The 16,126-nt window shown below is 36.1% G+C and carries 14 protein-coding genes; 6 read left to right on the top strand and 8 right to left on the bottom strand.

Annotated elements, in window-relative coordinates:
* Positions 1-9: 9 nt before the first annotated feature.
* The gene (pepN, locus tag DPQ89_RS12065) at positions 10-2,664 is read right to left on the bottom strand and encodes an aminopeptidase N (RefSeq protein WP_127717239.1); all 2,655 of its coding nucleotides are present in this window, start codon (positions 2,662-2,664) and stop codon (positions 10-12) included.
* Positions 2,665-2,832: 168 nt separating this feature from the next.
* On the opposite strand from pepN, the gene DPQ89_RS12060 reads away from it, so the two are divergent.
* A complete protein-coding gene (locus DPQ89_RS12060) occupies positions 2,833-3,588 on the top strand; it encodes a PilZ domain-containing protein (protein WP_127717238.1) in 756 nt (251 codons plus the stop codon).
* Here the strand turns inward: DPQ89_RS12060 and DPQ89_RS12055 are convergent.
* Positions 3,582-4,547 carry a hypothetical protein gene (locus DPQ89_RS12055; RefSeq protein WP_127717236.1) on the bottom strand — a complete coding sequence of 322 codons (966 nt, stop codon included), beginning with the start codon at positions 4,545-4,547 and terminating at the stop codon, positions 3,582-3,584. The two genes, DPQ89_RS12060 and DPQ89_RS12055, sit on opposite strands and share 7 nt — an antisense overlap.
* 218 nt (positions 4,548-4,765) lie before the next feature.
* On the opposite strand from DPQ89_RS12055, the gene DPQ89_RS12050 reads away from it, so the two are divergent.
* The 3 genes from DPQ89_RS12050 to DPQ89_RS12040 are packed head-to-tail and all read left to right on the top strand — an operon-like array spanning position 4,766 to position 8,099.
* Positions 4,766-5,971, top strand: coding sequence for an aminotransferase class I/II-fold pyridoxal phosphate-dependent enzyme (locus DPQ89_RS12050; protein WP_127717234.1), 1,206 nt, complete (start codon positions 4,766-4,768; stop codon positions 5,969-5,971).
* A gap of 8 nt (positions 5,972-5,979) precedes the next feature.
* Complete coding sequence (locus DPQ89_RS12045) at positions 5,980-7,104, top strand: N-acetyltransferase (RefSeq protein WP_127717233.1); 1,125 nt, start codon at positions 5,980-5,982, stop codon at positions 7,102-7,104.
* Positions 7,104-8,099 carry an NAD(P)-dependent oxidoreductase gene (locus tag DPQ89_RS12040; RefSeq protein ID WP_127717232.1) on the top strand — a complete coding sequence of 332 codons (996 nt, stop codon included), beginning with the start codon at positions 7,104-7,106 and terminating at the stop codon, positions 8,097-8,099. The genes DPQ89_RS12045 and DPQ89_RS12040 overlap by 1 nt, the downstream gene beginning before the upstream one ends.
* On the opposite strand, the gene DPQ89_RS12035 is transcribed toward DPQ89_RS12040, so the two are convergent.
* Positions 8,096-8,899: a phosphatase PAP2 family protein gene (locus tag DPQ89_RS12035; protein WP_164848376.1), complete on the bottom strand. Its 804-nt coding sequence runs from the start codon at positions 8,897-8,899 to the stop codon at positions 8,096-8,098. The genes DPQ89_RS12040 and DPQ89_RS12035 overlap by 4 nt on opposite strands.
* Before the next feature lies 1 nt (position 8,900).
* Entirely contained in the window at positions 8,901-9,515 is a 615-nt protein-coding gene (locus tag DPQ89_RS12030; protein WP_127717229.1) for a sterol desaturase family protein, read from the bottom strand.
* A 115-nt stretch (positions 9,516-9,630) separates the two neighbouring features.
* Here DPQ89_RS12030 and DPQ89_RS12025 point away from each other — a divergent pair, with 115 nt between their 5' ends.
* Entirely contained in the window at positions 9,631-10,296 is a 666-nt protein-coding gene (locus DPQ89_RS12025) for a hypothetical protein (protein WP_127717228.1), read from the top strand.
* A gap of 239 nt (positions 10,297-10,535) precedes the next feature.
* Here DPQ89_RS12025 and DPQ89_RS12020 read toward each other — a convergent pair whose 3' ends face one another.
* The 4 genes from DPQ89_RS12020 to DPQ89_RS12005 all read right to left on the bottom strand — a co-directional run bounded on the left by DPQ89_RS12020 (position 10,536) and on the right by DPQ89_RS12005 (position 14,422).
* The gene (locus tag DPQ89_RS12020) at positions 10,536-10,883 is read right to left on the bottom strand and encodes an Hpt domain-containing protein (RefSeq protein WP_127717227.1); all 348 of its coding nucleotides are present in this window, start codon (positions 10,881-10,883) and stop codon (positions 10,536-10,538) included.
* Between the two features lie 157 nt (positions 10,884-11,040).
* A complete protein-coding gene (tyrS, locus tag DPQ89_RS12015) occupies positions 11,041-12,312 on the bottom strand; it encodes a tyrosine--tRNA ligase (protein ID WP_127717225.1) in 1,272 nt (423 codons plus the stop codon).
* Positions 12,312-13,748, bottom strand: a complete 1,437-nt coding sequence (gltX, locus tag DPQ89_RS12010; RefSeq protein WP_127717223.1) for a glutamate--tRNA ligase — start codon at positions 13,746-13,748, stop codon at positions 12,312-12,314. Before gltX ends, tyrS begins: the two co-directional genes overlap by 1 nt.
* 107 nt (positions 13,749-13,855) lie before the next feature.
* Positions 13,856-14,422 (bottom strand): energy transducer TonB, encoded by a 567-nt coding sequence (locus tag DPQ89_RS12005; RefSeq protein WP_127717222.1) that lies wholly within the window; start codon positions 14,420-14,422, stop codon positions 13,856-13,858.
* A gap of 157 nt (positions 14,423-14,579) precedes the next feature.
* Here DPQ89_RS12005 and DPQ89_RS12000 point away from each other — a divergent pair, with 157 nt between their 5' ends.
* Positions 14,580-16,082 (top strand): DUF4856 domain-containing protein, encoded by a 1,503-nt coding sequence (locus tag DPQ89_RS12000; protein WP_127717220.1) that lies wholly within the window; start codon positions 14,580-14,582, stop codon positions 16,080-16,082.
* Positions 16,083-16,126 lie beyond the last annotated feature (44 nt).

The raw sequence follows: 16,126 nt of genomic DNA, 5'->3' as shown, positions 1-16,126 counted from the left end.
TATTTTATTTTAGATAGAATTAGTTTTAGATAAAATCTCATAAACATTACGAGACAATCCTTCAACACTGAGGATTCTATCTAGCTCAACCTTCACTAGACCCTTTAGATGAGCAGGTAGCCTCTTATAGTCTTTAAAGGCACTAGATAATCTCGAGGCCATTTGCGGATTAATCTTGTCTATCTCAATAATTTGGTCAGCTATAAACTTATAACCTCTTCCGGAGCTATGATTGAACTCAGTTAAGTTAGCTGCAAAAACTGATACTAAAGACCTTACAAGATTAGGTACAGATTTATCATAGACTTCATTATTTAAAAGCTCTTGTACTCTTTCAAAAGTCCCTTCAGCTGATGAGCTGGCCTGAGCAGTTAACCACTTTTGCATAACTAAAGTTTCATGCTTCCACTTCTTGTAGAATGAACTTACAGCTTCATCCTTATAAGAAGAGTTACCGTCAGCCAATAAGACAAGTGATGCATATTCATCAGTCATATTCGTTGAGCTATCAAATTGCTCAAAACACAGTTTATCGTACTTCTGCTCACCAGTTGCCATTAAGAAACCGAGAACTGCACTCTTAAGATCTCTCGCTCCCATTGCTTGTGGAGTAAGAGAGTATTCTTCTTTAACATTTAGTTTATGATATATTTTTTCAAAGAGATCTTTGTGCGTATTTGCCAAAGTCTTAATTACAAAATTTCTAACTTTATGGGTACTTTCATAGTCAACAATTTCTTGCATTTGCAGTAGATCACCTTCACTTGGGATAGTAATTGCGAGGGCCTTAAAAGCATTATCAATTGTTTCATCTGCTAGCATTTTTCCAAAAGCTTCTACATACGGCAGATCAAGCTTTAGCTCTTGCTGATTTTGCTCATCTGTAACTAGGCAATTCATAAGTGACTTGGCCAGAGCTTGTGCAGATTCGTAACGATTAAACTCGTCAGAGTCATTGGCCATTAAAAAGACATAATCCCCAAGTCCCCTATCCGTCTTAAGTAAAACAGGTGCAGTAAACCCTCTGTTTAAAGATGGTACAGGTTCTTGCTCAACACCTGAAAAAGTAAATGTTTCAACTTCTTTAGTAAGATGAAGTATATTCTGTTCAAGTTGAGGCTGCTCACTCTTACAGTCCTTAAGTTTGAGAGTAATATCATTTCCTTGCTTATCAACTAAACCGACACCAAACGGCATATGGTAAGGCTTTTTAGTGGCCTGTCCTGGAGTAGCTGGACAAGACTGTCCCAGAGTTATCGAGAACTCTTTAGCGCTTTGATCGTAGGACGTTTTGATATCTATAACAGGAGTTCCAGCTTGATGGTACCAATTTGAAAATTGAGAGAAGTCATAATTATCATTTGCAATACTCATAGCATGTAAGAAGTCTTCAGTCGTAACAGCTTGTCCATCAAAAAGTTCAAAGTACTTATCAGTACCTTTTCTAAAGCCTTCTTTTCCTAATAGAGTGTGAATCATACGAATGATCTCACTTCCTTTTTCATAAATAGTCATTGTATAGAAGTTATTTATTTCAATATAACTACTTGGTTTAATCGGGTGGGCCGTAGGTCCAGCATCTTCGACAAACTGTCTAGACTTAAGCGTTTTCACATTTGAAATTCTATTTACTATTCTAGAGTTTAAATCTGAAGAAAACTCTTGATCTCTAAAAACAGTAAGACCTTCTTTAAGAGTTAATTGAAACCAATCACGACAAGTTATTCTATTTCCTGTCCAGTTGTGGAAATACTCGTGACCAATAACAGCTTCAATTCCTGCAAAATTATCATCAGTCGCTGTTTCAGGCTTTGCTAGAACATAAGCAGAGTTAAAGATATTCAATCCCTTATTTTCCATTGCTCCCATATTGAAAGCATCTACTGCAACAATCATATATATATCGAGATCATACTCTCTGCCATATACTTGCTCATCCCATTTCATAGAGTTAATTAAACTCTTCATAGCATGATCACACTTAGACTCATTTCCTTTATCTACGTAAATTTCAAGAGCAATCTTACGTCCCGTCATTGTCGTAAATTCATCTTTTACAAGTCCAAGATCTCCAGCAACAAGAGCATACAGATATGATGGCTTTGGAAATGGATCCAACCACTCTACAAAGTGCTTACCATCTTCTAAGTCACCAGAAGCAATTGGGTTTCCATTAGAAAGAAGTATTGGATAGAGTAACTTATTCGCTATTACCTTAGTCGTATAAACGGCCATAATATCAGGACGATCTATAAAGTAAGTAATTCTTCTAAAACCTTCTGGTTCATTCTGAGTACAAAAGATTGTTCCAGATTTATAAAGACCATCTAGGGCCTTATTTTCTTGCGGGTTTATTTCATTGTGAATCTCAAGTTCGAACTCAGCAGGAACTTCTTTTATAATTAATCCCTCTTCAACTAATTCATATTGAGAATTACTAAGCTCTACTTTATTAATAAGAATCTTTTTTAAAACAAGCTCTTCTCCATTTAAAAAAAGCTCTCTTGATCCCTGTAAGTAATCATAATTTGCTTTGACCTTCATAACAGAGATTACTTGAGTTTTTGTATCATCTAAATCAAATGTTAAGTGAATATCAGAGATTAAATAGTCTGATTGCTTGTAATCTTTCAAATATATAGTTTGCGGAGCCGCGTCTTTCATGAGAAATCCTCTTTTTAAAGTGTATTTGCCTATAATTACACCTTTTTCTTGGCATTTGTCACTATTTCTCCATAGACAAGAAAACCTAAGTAGCTGAAAAATCTTCCTTTCTTCCTAAAAAGTAAATATTTGATTAAAATATATATATAAAGAATTTTTAACTAGAAAATGACTATTAAAGACGCGAATAAAAAACATTACTTTTCTATCGTTGAGCCTACTGAGGTTAGCTCAGTATTTGAAAACTGCGCCAAAGAAGCGTTGACTATTTACCTATGGTGTCAAGGCCAAAAGGAAGATCAATTAGAAGAGTTTGAATTATACGAATATGTGAGTGATCAAAATACTATATCCATGAAAGTAAAGGGAGGTTTTCTCTCTAAACTTGGTAAGTCAAAGTTAACCGATAAAGAAGTTTATTTAAAAATTAACTACAATAAATTTCAATACTTCAGCTACAGTACACTAAAGTATGATTCTGAAACAAAGAATTATAGTCTCAAAGTAAATAATGATGTTTATCGATCTCAACAAAGATCAAATTACAGATTAAACGCAGGACCTTTTGTCGCTGTTCAATTCAAAATAAATGATAAAGTTTACGATGGGCATGATATTTCAGCCGGCGGAACTTCGTTTACAGTTACTGAGGAAGAAGTAAAGGACCTACCAGAAGGAACTATATTTGATGACTGTATGCTACGACTTAATAGAGACAAGTTTAGTATTCCTCAAGCAAAGATAGCGAAAACATGGCCTGATAAAGACCGTGACGGTGAGCTGACTGGCAATTTCAAAGTAGGAGTTGCCTTTATCGATGTACCTAAACATACTGAAGAAGAACTCTTTAAGTCGATTAATGGTGAAGCGAGGGCCGAAGAAATTCGTAAGAATCTAAAAAGTAAAAAGGCCGCCGGTCAGTAACACAACTTCACTTTTTCATTAAATCTTTCTTTATAAATCTCGTATAGTTTTTCAGACTTCTTAAGCCTAGAATTAATGAACTGTATAGCTAAAGCAGTATTCATCTTAAATGCGTAATCGAGAGCGAGCTTCTTATTTGATGAAAAGAACTCATCTAAAATTTTCCAAAAGTTGATCGGACATACCGCTCCTACCCGATCTAAGTAGGCTCGAATTAGAAACTCATCTTTACTAGCAAACACTTTTTTCATTTGAATTTTCATCCAAGATGTTTCATAGACGGCCAAGTGAACAATTGATCGCTTTACAATAACTGCACTCCTGCTTGCGAACATAAGATCTTTGAGCAGTTCATGATAGCGTTCAAAGTTAGGAACAGAGATAGCAAGAAAATTTACAATACTCTCCCTTTCAACTCCATCGGGTAGTTCTTTGGCCTTGTCTGTTAAATACAAAAGAGAAGTCTTTTTTTTAGAAAAATAAATATTTGCTTTAAAGCTTGAGAAATGAAACTGATTAAGTTCCAAAGAACTATAACTACTAATATCAATTTGTTCTAAAATCTTTGCCCTCTTCTCGTTTTCAATCTTACCTAGTCCTTTAAGAGAAGCTAACTTAAATTTTGTCTCCTCGAGGTGTACAAGTAGAAACGAGTTCACTTCATCGTCACCAAAATTGCCAATTTCTTCTAAAGCGACCTCTTTTAGCCGATGTGGAAGTTTTTCAAAGTTCTCTAACAACCATTGCCTGAAACTATGATTTCTTTTTTGGGCCAAACGCTTGAAGGCCGAAATACGTTTGGGTATTTCTAGCTGTGGACTCTTGAAGTTTGTTTCATCTATTGCAAGAGAGGGATCAAAACTTACTGGCGCCTGTTCTTTCTTATTTAAATAGACGTAACCACCAATACCAACAGCAATAGCAACAAGAGAAAATAGGAGAAGAATTAAGTTTTTCACTATATTTAAATATTGCGGATGAGACCTATTTGCAAGGTAAAAGAATATCATATTTCAATAACTTAGCCTTACATAACAATAAAAATACTGATATATAGATATTTCACTGCATCAAGGATTTCGTTGACTACTTTTAGCCTAAAAGCTAAAAAGACGAACTATATTTATGAAATACACAATAAGGGACATCGCGGACCCTTTCAAATTTTGGATGATCTATGGCAAGAGAATTTGTTGGAAGTAATACTAAGATAATCGATAGAGTAAATGTGATGAAGCAACATGATATTTACCCATTCTTTAGAGCGATTGAAGCTTCTGAAGGTACAGTGATTACTTACGGTAATAAAGATCAGATCATGATCGGCTCTAACAATTATCTAGGTCTTACTCACCATCCACACGTTAAAGAAGCTGCTATTCAGGCATTAGAGAAGTATGGAACAGGTTGTACTGGTTCTAGATTTTTAAATGGTAACTTATCAATTCATGAAGAGCTTGAAGAGAAATTAGCTCAGTACTTAGGTCATGAAGATGCTCTTGTTTTTTCAACAGGAATGCAGACTAACCTAGGCGCTCTCTCAGCAATGTGTGGTCCAAGAGACTGTATGCTATTTGATTCTGAAAATCATGCCTCTTTAATTGATGCTTCTAGATTAGCTCTTGGTGCAACATTTAAATATAGACACAATGATATGGAGTCTCTTGAAGAACAATTAGCGGCAAACGTAAATAGATTTAAGAATGTTATCATTGTTGCAGATGGTGTTTTCTCAATGACAGGTAAAGTTCTTAAGCTTGATAAAGTAATCGAATTAGCAGACAAGTACGGAGCGATTGTTTATGTAGACGATGCCCATGGCCTTGGTGTTATGGGAGATAGAGGTCGTGGAACAATGGACCACTTTGGAGTAACTGAAAAAGTTAACTTTAACATGGGTACCTTTTCAAAGTCATTTGCTTCTATTGGTGGAGTACTTTCTGGTTCAAAGGCAGATATTGACTATATTAGACATACAGCGAGATCATTTATGTTCTCTGCTTCAATGGCACCGGCTTCCGTTGCTACGGTTAGAGCTTGTTTAGAAGTAATCCTGGCCGATGAAACTATTCATCAAAACCTTTGGAGAAATGTTGATTTCATGCAAAAAGGTTTCAAAGAAATTGGTTTCTACACTTATGAGTCAACAACTCCAATTATTCCTGTATTTGTTGGAGACGACTTAAAAGCAATGCAGATTACTAAGTTCTTAGGAGAGATGGGTGTGTTCGCCACTCCAGTTGTGGCCCCAGCGGTTCCGAAGGGAGAGGCCCTAATTAGAACAAGCTATATGGCATCACATTCAATTGAAGAATTAACTAAAGTATTAGAGATTTTTGCAATAGCGAAAAAAGAGTTTGATATCCCTAGTATACATCACTGAGGCAAAAAATGAGTTTAATAATTCAAGAGGTTGATATACTCAACAATAAGAAAGATCAAAAAAGATTTATCAACCTCCAGTGGGACCTCTATGCAAATGATGCTCACTGGGTCCCTCAATTAAAACTCGCTCTAAAAGACCAATTCAATCCTAAACATCCATTTTATAAAACATCAGATACCAAAGCTTGGATAGCAGTCCTAGACGGCAAAGACGTAGGAAGAATTCAAGCAATAGTCAACCATAAGCATAATGAGTTCCATAAAGAAAATATTGGTTTCTATGGCTTCTTTGAGGCCATTGATGATGAAGAAGTTTTTAAACAACTTCTAGGAAAAGCTGAAGAATATGTAAAATCTTTTGGCAAGGTTGAAATTCGTGGTCCAGTGAATCCTTCAACGAATTATACTGTAGGAACATTAGTTGATGGTTTTAATGACGACCCACAGATTATGATGACCTATAATCTTCCGTACCACGGACCTAAAACAGCAAATTGTGGTTATCAAAAATCTAAAGACCTTCTTGCCTATAGTCTCAATCTTCATTTTGAAATGCCTGAGGTAATTCAAAGAATTTCTAAAAGAGCTGAAAAATCCAAAAAGATTACTTATCGCTTCGTAAATATGAAGAAATGGAAACAAGAAACTGAGCTCATGTGGGATATCTATAATAGTGCTTGGGAAAGCAATTGGGGCTTTGTTCCAATGCTTAAAGAAGAATGGGAGCATACTTGTAAGGACTTAAAGTCAGTCGTTGACCCTAAGCTAATTCTCATTTGTGAAGTTGATGGTGACCCTGCCGGTTTTGTTGTAGCGCTACCTGATGTTAATCAAGCGTTAAAGCAAGTTCCAAACGGAAAGCTTCTACCATTTGGTATTTTAAAGTTACTAAATGCTAAAAAATATATGAATCGAGTAAGAGTTCTAACCATGGGAGTAAAGGCCGAATATAGAAAAATTGGGTTAGACACAATCCTATACACAAAGTCGCAACAAATGTGTATTGATGCTGGTTACGATGAAGTAGAAATGAGTTGGATATTAGAAGATAATATCAATATGAATAAACCTCTTATTCGTATGGGCGCAAAGCCTTATAAGACTTATAGAGTTTTCTCAAAGAATTTATAATGAAAGTTTTAGTTACTGGGGCCACCGGCTTTGTTGGTTCACATCTTACTGATCAATTGACTGAACAAGGCCATGAAGTATTCTCTTTGATAAGATCTCCTAAAAAGGCACAAGAGTTCGATGTAAAAGGAACTTATATTGAAGGTTCCTTAAGTTCATCGGGGGAAAACTCCTGGCTAGAAAAACTTCCTTCTGATCTTGATGCTGTTGTACATACCGCAGGTATTGTTCACTCGATGGACACAAGTGCTTTCTATGAAATCAATGCGGAGTGTACAAAACAATTAATTCTCGACTTAGTAGCGCGCTATAATAAACTAAATTTTACACTTATATCTTCTCTTGCCGCTGTTGGTCCTTCCGGTGTGAGCAATAGAGTCGATGAGACATCTACTCCAGCTCCTGTCAGCGAATATGGCCGCTCAAAACTAAAAGCTGAAAACTACCTCGTGGAGCTTGCTAAAGATTCATGGGTAAGTAATATTGTTCGCCCACCAATGGTGATTGGCCCAAGAGACCCTGCTGTTTTAGATGTGTTCAAAATGATTAAATCTGGACTTGTCGTTACAGCAGGTATGCAAGGAACACAAAACGAATATAGCTTTGTTTGCGTTTATGATTTAGTAGACTGTATTATCAAAACGCTATCGATGAAGAACTCTAAAATTGAGTCTTACTTTGCATCTTACCCAGAGAAAATCACACTCGATGAACTGTATAAAACGATAAAGAAACTATCTGATAAAAAAAATATTATTAACGTGAAAATTCCTGCTCCATTAATTAAAGTCATTGGAAAATCAATTGGAGTCCTCTCTAAGTTTGTAAAACTAGATATAAGACTTACTCCTGATAAAGTAAATGAGCTCCTACCTAACGGTTGGGTTTGTAACTCAACAAAGTCACAACAAGACCTAGCTAAAGAATATGATTGGGATCTGGAGCGTACAATACAAGTGACATTTTCAGATTATAAAACGAGAAATTGGCTCTAGAACTTCCACACAACCTTTGGTCCATAGACATTCTTATGTTCAATTACAGAAAGAGTGGCTTCATGCTCGAAGATCCATTTATAAAATGAATGATTCTTAGAGTAACCTGCCGCTTTTCTGACCCCTTCAGATGCAAATGCCATCAAAAAGAATGAGCCTACAACATCAGAAGTGTAGTGCTTTCCTGAACGAACTCTCTGTTGAGCAGTCCAAATCGAAAGAATAGCAGGAGCAATTGACCAATATGGGCCATAGAATTGTAGTGTTTTAAAAAATAGACCGTAATATGGAATGACATGTCCAGAAGGAAAAGAAGAATCTCCCCTAAAGCCAGTTTCCCATTTTGAAAGATTTAATCCATCCGGTCTTTGGTGAACATCAACTAAACTAAGAAGTGCTGATTCAGCTAAGGCCAAGTACATAGAAGAAACATACTCCATAGCAAATTGAACATGGTGATTATTCTTTGTAGAGCGACCGTAAATATAGAATCCAGTTTGGACAATAGGAAAACTCAAAACAACACCAAAGTCACCTGCGAGTTCCATCTGTTTTGGAATACTCTTTGTCCTAGCGTGATCAGATAGTCGATCATCTTCTTCAAAACTATACCAAAGGGCCGGCACAGAAGCGGCTGCATAATATAAGTTATTCTGTGTTGTAAATTGCTCTAGAGAGCCTTTTAAGAGCCAATTGAATGAAGTCTTTATATCACTCCAAGCATCAAGACCTATCTGTTCTTTACTATATGAGCTTAAACTTAAGAAAATTGAAATAATTAGAACTGATTTCTTTAACACTCTAATGACCATCTTCTTTTGGGCCTTCCATCGTTCTGAAGATAATATCCCATAGCGGAGAAGAAACACCATACTTGGCCTTCTCATGTCTAAAGTGGTGTTGTAAGTGAAACTTCTTGAGGTATCTAGAGATAGCACCTTTCATTGGAAAGTGATGAGTCGCATAGTGAATATAGTCGTAGCATAAGTAGCCGATTATGAAGGCCGACATAAATACAAGTAGAAACTGAGCTGGTACCACAAGACCAAATCCATAGTATAACAACGCCATAATCAAAACTGCTGGAACTGGAGGCATTACCAGTCTAGTTGGGTCATTTGGATCGTCATGGTGTAGACCATGAAATAAGAAGACAAACTGCTTAGTCCACTTATTCTTAGCAGGAAAGTGGAACATAAATCTATGTAGTAGATACTCAGTAAGAGTCCACACAATCAACCCAATACCAAACCAAAGTACAGCTTGCCCCATACTTAGATTGTTGCTGTTAAAGCCTACAATGGCACAGTAGACAGCAACAGGAAGCCATAATAAGAGAGGGACAACAGGATGTACATGAGTACAGGCCTCTAATATTGGATTCTTAAAAATTCGTATTGATTCGTATTTTTTCATAGGATGCCTAGCTTTTTGATTTATGACCTTTTTGCCAGAAAATTTTCACCTTGTAAATTCGACAAAAGCTTGTAAAAGAATATAGAAATAAAACTCAGCTTATATTGGTAAAAACATGAAAATTTTTCTCATTGTGTTCATTTTAATTTCATCTAGCTCTCTCGCGCAAAGCGTCATAAAAAAAGAGGACCATAAAAAACTAGAAAGTAAGAAGGCCGTAATTTATCAAGAAAAAGTAAAAGGTAATGTATGGCCAAGAGTGAGAGTTAATATCTTAATCGATTCAAGCCCTCTTGAGGCCTTGGCGATTTTTCTAGCTCTTGATCATCAAAAAAACTATCTTCCTAACTTGATAAAATCAACGCCAGTTAAACACATTAGCGCAACTGAAGTTCACACCGCTTATGAACTAGAGCTCCCATGGCCACTTCCAAATAGTAAGTATACTAATGGTAGTGACTTTAAGAAAATTTCAGAAAATAAGTATATGGCCAGATGGTACTTAGTAGAGTCTGACAGTGCTTACTCAGTGGATGGAAATGTCTATTTCACTCGCTACAATAATGGCATGACACTCATGCAATACCAGACTCTCATATCTCCAAAATCGGCCTTATCTGGCATTGTAAGAGGCTTTATGATTAAAGATACAACAGATTCAATCATTGCTATAAGAGATGAAGTAGAACGAGTGAGAAAAGAAGATCAATCCATCCTAAAGAAATACATTTCGTACATCCAAAGGTCACTTTCAGGCGAAAAAGTATACGAAGTTAGATAATGCCAGAAAAAACAAACCTGACTAAAAAAAAACAGTAATCAATAGAATCGATGGTATGTGATAAATTTTAGACACTTATCTTTAACCGAGGAATAGACTTCATTTATTTTTTTTTAAAATAATTCTTTTAAAAAACGCAGGCCTCGATTAGAATATTTAATAGGCAGAGACAAAATATTTGAGCACTTTGAGTCGGCGATAGCAACAGGACGTTTAGCAGTCGTCGATTTTTTTTTGCTCTAAAATCCTTTTGAATAATTCACTAAATCAGTATTTAAAACCTTCAGAGCATCATCTAATTTATTAAATGACTCCATTGCTACTGAAGCGTCCACACTTCCGTCTCTTCCCATTTTTTCCAAAAAATATGCATGCTCAACACATTCAGCTGCAAAGAAATTTGAAACAGACCCTTTTAAAGTATGAGCAGATATTTGTAACCCTGAAGCATCAAGCTCCTCAATCGACTTCTTAATCGGCTCTAACATAGCGGGGAGTTCCTCAAAGAAATCGACAATCAAATCACCAAGAATATCTTTTTCGTCCTCGAAATATTCATTTAATTTACTCTGGTCAAATGATGACATAATAGCTCCTACAATTGCTTATGATTATATAAACATATCGGCAGAGTATTAGGACAATATGAATGAAAATTAAAACTCTCTTGAATTATGAGAAGTTAGCAGACAAAAAAAAAGACCACATAAAGTGGTCTTTAAGATTATATTAAGGATAAACCAATTATGAAAAGGTAACTACACAGTAGTTCTTCTTTCCTTTTCTAAGAACCATAGAAGTCTCAGAGGCCAAATCACTTTTTGAGAGAGTTTGCTCGCTACTAGCAACAGCAACATTATTGATATAAACACCTTTTTGTTCAACTGAACGTCTCACCTCTTTCTTACTCTTAAATAGTGGTGTTTCACTGAGCATATCTATAACAAGACCGCCTTCTAAAATTGAAGCTGAAAGTGTTACCGAGGGAATATCTTCAAAGATAGAAGCAACATCTGCATCACTTACATTCTCAATTTTTTCACCAAAGAAGAACTGAGTCGCTCTTTTCGCGGAATCTAGGCCCTCTTTACCATGAACTAATTCTGTCACAGCTTCTGCAATTTTCTTTTGACCAATTCTCAAGTGAGGAGTCTCATTTGACTCTTGAACAATGCTTTCTATTTCTTCATGAGATAAGAAAGTGAAGTAATTAAGATACTTCTCTACGCAAGAATCATCAGTGTTAATAAGGTACTGATACATTTTATAAGGCGAAGTCATTTGAGGGTCTAGGTAAATTGTTGCTCCACCTTCAGACTTACCAAACTTCTTTCCTTGAGAGTCTGTAACGAGAGGAATAGTCATTCCAAAAACTTGGTTAGAATGTAACTTTCTCGTGAGATCAATACCTGCTGTAATATTTCCCCACTGATCGCCTCCACCTATTTGCATAGATACACCAAACTTCTCGTTCAGATAAGAAAAGTCATAGGCCTGTAGCATTTGGTAAGCAAACTCTGTAAATGAAATACCTGCTTCCGAGTTGAGTCTCGATTTAACGGAGTCCTTTGCTAGCATCTCAGATAATCTAAATCTCTTACCTACGTCTCGTAGAAAATTTAAGAAAGTAAACCCACTCATCCAATCATAATTGTTAACAACAACTGCACTATTTTCACCACAGTTAAAATCAAGAAGATTTTCTAGCTGTGCCTTTTGACCATTTATATTAGCTTGTAGAGTCTCTTCATTTAAAAGATTTCTTTCAGCATTCTTTCCTGATGGATCTCCAATCATTCCTGTCGCACCACCAACTAGGACATAAGGCTTATGCCCATATTTCTGCAATCTCATCATTGTGATAACAGCGAAGAGATTTCCAATTTGAAGAGATTTTGCTGTCGGATCGTAGCCACAGTAAAAGCTGATACTCTTATTATTTAAAGCATCTTTGATCTCTTCATGAGACTCAGTTTCGATAAGTCCACGTTTTTTAAAATCTTCGTAACAATTCATTAATTCAACCTTTTTTCAATAGTACTTATAGGTGTAAGTGGAATGGCCTTAGACAGATCTGGTCCATGAGTCTTCCCTGTAAGAACAACTCTTAAGCCCATAAACAATGGCTTTCCTTTAATTTTTAATCCTTTTTTCAAGTGATTCATCATCTCGCTAAACTGCTCACTAGAAATAGAACTCGACCCAGAGTTCTTAATATTTTGAACTTCCGACTTAATATAATCTCTAATTGTTGGAGTTGTTTCCCATCCATTAACTTCAACCACATCTTCAGTTTGTTCAATTGCTTCATCAAAGATCAAACCAAGTTGAGGAACAATATCACTGAAGAGTTGAACTTTTTCTCTAAAGAGTTCACTGAAATCATTCTTCCACTGCTGATCTTTTGTGTGCCATTCATGTGAATCATCAATCGCTCTAGAAAAACCTGCAACAAGTTCATCTAAAGGAAGCGCTCTTAAGTACTGTTCATTGAAGTATTTCAGCTTATTGATATCATAGAAGGCCGGAGATTTATTAAAGCGATCTAAGTTAAAAATATCATCAAGAGCGTTGATATCAAAAATATCTTTCTCTTCTGGGTGAGACCAACCTAATAAACAAAGATAATTAATCAAAGCTCCTGGAAGGTAATCTTGATCTCGATATTGCTTAACAGAAGTTGCGCCATGTCTCTTTGAAAGTTTTTGTCTATCTTCTCCAACAAGTAACGAGCAATGAACAAATTGAGGTGGCTTCGCCCCTATTGCTTCATAAATCATTAATTGTCTTACAGTATTATTTAGATGTTCTTCTGCACGAATAACATGAGTCATCTCCATTAAGTAGTCATCGATTACGCAACAGAAGTTATAAACAGGCATGCCGTTAGAGCGGATAATGACGAAGTCTCCAACCATGTCCACAGGAAATTTAACATTTCCTCTCACAAGATCTTTAAACTCCCATTCTTTGCCAGGATTTTTAAATCTAATTACGTGCTCTTCGCCTTTAGCAACACGCTCAGCAGCTTCCTTAGGATCTAGATCACGATACTTTCCATGATAGGTATGAGGTGCCTTCTTTTCAGATTCGGCCTTAGCTGTAAGCTCTTCTAGTTCATCACCTGTTAAAAAACATGGGTAAGCGAGCCCTTTAGCAACAAATTCATTGGCATACTTTAGGTATGTATGAGTTCTCTCTGACTGACGATATGGTCCAAAATCACCACCAATATCAGGTCCTTCATTATGAGTAAGACCACACCATTTTAAGTCATCAATCATAGCAAGTTCATACTCTTTCTTGCTTCTTTCAAGATCCGTATCTTCAATTCTAAGAACGAAAGAGCCCTTCTTTGCTTTAGCAATAAGGTAACAGTACAGTGCTGTTCTCGCTCCACCAATATGTAAATACCCTGTAGGAGATGGGGCAAATCTAACTCTAACACTCATAATTTAGCTCTCTTTAAGTTGGTCTATGTAGCGTATCTCTACGCATTTTAGTAATAAATTTATGAGTGATTATAGTTGAAAAGCTCGCAGGTGTCAGTCACCTTTTACTAGTTTTGAAGGGAAAAAACGAAGCTTTGATTGTTAACAGATTTGATAGGCACACCATTATGAATGGCCGGAGCAAACTTCCACTCTAAAGCAGTCCTTAGCGCAGCATCATCAAGTAGCTTGTAACCAGAAGATTCTATAATCTTTGCGTCATAAGCACTACCGTTCTCAGCTATAAATATTGAAACAAGAACTTTTCCCTGCTGAGACCTCTTCTGTGCCCTTCTAGGATATCTAGGAGTCGGAGAAAACTTAGACTGGTGATTGTAGACCGTTTTCATTATGGCCGCTTGAACCTTTTCTATTCTTTGCTCGACAACTTCTTTTTTAACAATTTTCTTAGGAGACTTTTTCTTCTTTGACTTAACGACCTTCTTAGGTACGACTTTCTTCTTTGGTGTTCTCTTGCGTAAACTTATTCTTAACTTTTGGTTACTACTTTGTACTGCAGCAGCTTGCTGATTTCTAAAAATATTTTCTTGAGACTTATAAAATAGTCCACAATGAAACACAATGGATAGGACCATTGCTATTTTAAAGCTCTTTTCTTTTAATAAATCAAACACTTATGATACTCCAATTGAGAATAATTACTTATACCTAATTTTATGTATAGCGACAATACATAAAAACTACATACGAATCGATTGTTTGACTTGCCAAACTATTGTATCCCTGACATAACAAGCCCAATTAATACCCAAGATTCAAAAGGAGATCTTAATGTATAAGAAACTAATGCTTGCCTCATTGGCAATCACGCTAAACACTAACGCTATGAATTCACTAGAGAGTGCAAATAATACTCTTCTAAATGCTCCAGCGCATATCAAAAATATAATGAACAGTGCTCCTGCGACGTACAACTACACAAGCAAGTTCTCAAGATCAAGCAGTGTAAGCTACACAGGTCAGGCCTTCAGACAAGTTCTTATCAATGATATCAAGTCTTATATGACTTCTTTAAAAAGAGGCGGACACGACAGCGTTGATACACTTACTGCTCTAAATAGCTACTTTGCTTACAATGAGAACACTGATGCATATATTGACGAAATTATTAATGGAGACAGCATCTTTAAAGTAAAAGCAAAAGGTCTTGATGGACAAGCTCTTTATATCTACGAAGGTGACTTCTACTCTGATATTCAATCTCCTGGTAAAAACCTTTCATCTAAAATTGCTGGAAATGATAATCCTCTAAGAAGAAAAGAGTTAAAGGGATGGAGTTCATTCAAAGTTGGTAACATTGACTTAAGAAAAGTAAATGCTGACAACAAAGGTGACTCTTTTGCTGAGCCAGAAGACTTAGTACAAGCATTCTTTCAAACAATTAGTAATAATGCAGAAAATGGGCAAGCATTCAGTGTTAAAAATGGTGACTTAGAAATTCAAAGAGTTTCTGGTGCATATATAACTGAAGACGGACTTGACCTTGCTCAACTTGTTCAAAAGACATTTCATGGAGCAGTTTCATACTCTCAAGCAGCTGGAGATTACCTAGCGACAACGACTTCTGTAACAGGTGGACTAAACTCAGGTAACACTACTCCGGACAAACCAGGTAAGGCATATACTTCAATGGAACATCACTTTGATGAGGCCTTTGGTTACTTTGGAGCAGCAAGAGACTATAACTCTTACACAGACGTTCAAATCGCTTCAAAACTTTCAATCGATACTAATAACGATGGTGAGATATCTGTTTTAAGTGAGTTAAATCAAGGTCTTTCAACTAACTTTTCTAGAATGGACTTAATTGCAAAAAACTACGGTTTTGAAATGGACCTAAGTGGAAATACAATGACTGCTTTTATTCAAGGTAGACAACTAATTACTAAAGCACCGGCCGACTACAAGAAATATGTTGTTGCCCTAGCAAATAAGGCATTAGGAAACTGGGAAAAAACACTTGCAGCTGTAACTATTCATTATATTAATTCTACAATTTCTCAAATGGATGCTTACGGAACTAAAGCTTACTTATTCACTAACCATGCAAAGTTTTGGTCAGAGATGAAAGGTTTTGCACTGTCATTTCAATTCTCTCCTGTATCGATCATGAGTGATGCTCAGTTCGACGAGCTACATACTCTATTAGCTGATAAGCCAGCTCTTCATAAGAATGGTCTTGATACAGTTGTAAAGTATAAGTCAGACTTGACTAAAGCGAGAGAGTTACTTAATAGTATCTACGCTTTTCCAACAACATCTTCTAACTGGTAATTTAATTTCATTGGGTCAGGAAACTGGCCCAATTTTAAAAATGG

The sequence above is a fragment of the Halobacteriovorax sp. HLS genome (genome assembly GCF_004006665.1).
GTDB lineage: Bacteria > Bdellovibrionota > Bacteriovoracia > Bacteriovoracales > Bacteriovoracaceae > Halobacteriovorax.
The sequence above is the reverse complement of the archived record's forward strand: the minus strand, read 5'-3'. Positions and strand labels throughout refer to the sequence as shown.